The organism is Streptomyces sp. NPDC005784, from assembly GCF_042871525.1.
Taxonomy (GTDB): Bacteria; Actinomycetota; Actinomycetes; order Streptomycetales; family Streptomycetaceae; genus Streptomyces.
The window spans coordinates 1-3,250 of record NZ_JBIAIQ010000100.1 but is presented as its reverse complement, the minus strand read 5'-3'; the positions used below and the strand labels follow the sequence as shown (position 1 = coordinate 3,250).

The 3,250-nt window shown below is 73.6% G+C and carries 2 protein-coding genes; both read left to right on the top strand.

Annotated features, from left to right (window positions below):
* The first annotated feature begins 295 nt into the window (after positions 1-295).
* Complete coding sequence (locus ACFYR3_RS45565) at positions 296-445, top strand: hypothetical protein (RefSeq protein WP_355858921.1); 150 nt, start codon at positions 296-298, stop codon at positions 443-445.
* Entirely contained in the window at positions 445-3,126 is a 2,682-nt protein-coding gene (locus tag ACFYR3_RS45560) for an FAD/NAD(P)-binding protein (protein ID WP_389288307.1), read from the top strand. Before ACFYR3_RS45565 ends, ACFYR3_RS45560 begins: the two co-directional genes overlap by 1 nt.
* The last annotated feature ends 124 nt before the right edge of the window (positions 3,127-3,250 follow it).

Sequence of the window (3,250 nt, the reverse complement as noted above, 5' to 3'; positions counted from 1 at the left end):
GGAACGGGCATCTTCCCGTCCCTCACCCACCGCCAGGCGGTCTGGTAGCTCACGCCCTGCTGACGCGCCCACTCCGAAAGCCTCACAAAACCAAGGTACTGAGATGCCTGACCGGAGATGAGCATGAATGACTAGAAAACCTGCACCAGTTGTCAGCCCCCTCTTGCGGATACGGAGTTGCGTATGACCGGGGTTCACCTGCCTCGCGACCGTTCCTCGACCCGTGGTCGAGCGAGGTGCCCAAGGATGCCTCCGGGTGGGGGTGAGAGACCTCCGTTCGGCGTGAGGAGTGCATATGCGCAAGGTCGTTTCCCGTGACGGCAGCACGACCCCCTGCGAGAAGACGGGGGACGGCCCCGCGACCGCCCCGGCCGGCGGCGCGGCGGGCGGGGGCTTCATCGGCGTCCGCACGGACGACGCCACGGGTTCGGGAAGTCGGCTCTGATGCGCCGCGTCGCAGTCGTCGGGGCCGGCGCGGCGGGGTCGCTCACGGCGGTCCAGCTGATGCGGCAGGCCGACAGGCTCGGCCAAACGGTCGGGATATGGCTGATCGACCCAGCCGGGCGAACCGGGCCGGGTGTCGCCTACGGCACGTCCGATCCGCGCCATCTCCTCAACGTGCCCGCCGGCCGCATGAGTGCCTTCCCCGACGACCCCGGGCACTTCCTGCGCTGGCTGACGGACCGGAACCCGCACGCCGCGCCCGGTGACTTCGTCCCCCGCCAGGTGTACGGGCAGTACCTGACCGACATCGTCGAGCGCACCGCCGACGCCTGCGGGCACGCCCGCCTGCACCGGGTGCGGGACGAAGTCGTCGCCGTACGCGAGCAGGGATCAGGGCCGGCTCTGCGGCTCGCCGGAGGCGGTGAGCTGCGGGTGGACGCGGCCGTACTGGCGCTGGGCAGCCTCGCCCCGGCACAGGACTGGGCCGGCGCCGAGCTCAGGGGATCCGGGCGCTTCGTCGCCGACCCCTGGGCGCCGGGCGCTCTCGAGGGCCCCGCGGGGCAGGGGGACGTCCTGCTCGTCGGCACCGGTCTGACCATGGTCGACCTGGCCGCCACGCTGGCCCGCCCGGACCGCGTGGTGTACGCGGTGTCCCGCCACGGGCTCCTCCCCCAGGAGCACCTGCCCTCCGCGGCCCCGCCGGCCGAGGCGCCGCCGGACCTGGACGGTACACGCGGTCTCGACGCGCTGCGCCGCAGCGTGCGACGGCACCTGTCCGCCACCCGACGTGCCTGCGGGGACTGGCGCCCCGCCCTGGACGGGCTGCGCCCGTTGACGGCGGCGCTGTGGCAGCAACTGCCCGCGGCCGACCGGGCCCGCTTCCTCGACGAGGACCTGCGGACCTGGGAGGTGCACCGCCACCGCATGGCACCCGCGACCGCGGCCACGCTCCGCGGACTGCTGACGTCGGGCCTGCTGCGAACCGGCGCCGGGAAGGTGGCCGGTGCCGTGCCGGTCGACGGCGCGGTGGAGGTCGCCCTCAGCGACGGCACACGGCTGCGGGTCGGTGCGGTGGTCAACTGCACCGGGGCTCGGACGGGCCCGCGCGCCACGATGGATCCCCTGGTGCGCTGCGTGCTGGAACGCGGATACGGCCGCACCGGCCCCGCCGGTCTGGGGCTGGACACCGCCGGCGACGGGCGGCTGGTGCCCGCGGCCGGCGCCCCGGCCCTGCGGCTGTGGACGATCGGGGCCGCGCGGCGCGGGAACCTGCTGGAGACCACCGCCGTTCCGGAGATCCGCACACAGGCCGCCGAGGTCGCCGGCAACCTGCTGGACGTGCTCACCGACCGCCGTACCCCCGCACCGACCGACCGCTACGGGCAGCGCCTGAGCACGTCGCCCGAGGCGGCGGAGCTGTACGACCGGGCCCTGAAACGCATCCTGGCGGGCAGCCTCGGCGCCGAGGAACTGCTGACCGAAGCCGTCGCCGTCGACCCGGACTTCGCCGTCGGCCACGCGGCTCTGGCGCTGCTCAGCCACGAGCCCGGAGGCGTCGGGCAGACGCCCCCGGCGCTCACGTCCGCCCGACGGGCCGCAGCCGTACGGGCAAACGACCGCGAACGCAGCCTGGTCGCCGCGGTGGACGCCTGCCTGACCGGTACCGAGGAGCGGGGCAAAGCAGCCCTGTTGAGCCACATCGCCGACCATCCCCGGGACGCGCTGGCGGTCAGTGCGGCCGTACCGACCGTCTCCTTCAACGGTGTGACCCACGCCGAGGAGGCATGGGCACTGGTCGAGGGGCTGTCGGGAACCTACGGGGACGACTGGTGGTATCTGGGGCAACTGGCCTTCGTCCGGCAGGAACAGGAGTGCTGGGAAGAGGCCGAGACCCTGGCCTCCCGGGCGCTCGCCGCACAGCCCCGTGCAGGGCACGCCGTCCACGCCCGGGCCCACGTGTACTACGAGACCGGCGAGCACCGTGCCGGCCTGGCCTGGCTGGACGAGTGGCTACGCCGGCACGGGGACGGAGCGGGTCACCGTTCCCACGTCTCCTGGCACGCCGCCCTGCACGAGCTGTCCCTCGACAACCGGCCCGCACTACTGCGCCGCTACCGCCGGGAACTCATCGCCTGCCAGGTGAGCGGGGGCCGACTGCTGGTCGACTCCGCCTCGATGCTGTGGCGGGCGCGCATGACGGACAGCTGGAGTGGCGATCTGCCCGTCGCCGAACTGCTGCACGCCGCTCCACGGCACTGGCTGGACGCACCGGCGACGAGCTTCGCAGCCCTGCACAGCGCGCTGGCCCTCGCCGCGGCCGGGGACCTCGACGCCCTCGGGCAGTTACGGGCCCACGCGCTGGCCCACCACCAGGCGGTGTTCGCGCTGGTGGTCGCTCCGCTGTGCGACGCACTGTCGGCCGTCGTCCGGGAGGACTGGCGGCAGGCGGTACGGCAGCTTCCGCCGCTGCTTCCCCTGCTGGCGCGCACCGGTGCCAGCAAGGCCCAGCAGGAGGTGGTGGAGGAGACCCTGCTGCACGCCCTGATCGCGGGAAGCGAGTACGACCGGGCGGCGCGGCTGCTCGCGGCCCGGCTGGACCGCCGCGCGTCGCCGCTCGACCGGCGGCGGCTGGACGCGGTACGCGGACGGCGTGCGGGGTGGCGTGCTCCCGCGGTCATCTGAACTCCTCCTTGACATCCTCCCCCTCTCTTAGAGGGTGTTCTGCGAGTGCTCGGCTGACTCGTAGTACTTGAAGGCAGGTTGTCCGGTTCCGGGGCTTCACGGCAGGCCGGGGATGCGGTGCTCT

Coding starts and splice junctions, on each gene's coding strand:
- ACFYR3_RS45565 (WP_355858921.1), top strand. CDS start 296: ATGCGCAAGGTCGTTTCCCGTGACGGCAGCACGACCCCCTGCGAGAAG.
- ACFYR3_RS45560 (WP_389288307.1), top strand. CDS start 445: ATGCGCCGCGTCGCAGTCGTCGGGGCCGGCGCGGCGGGGTCGCTCACG.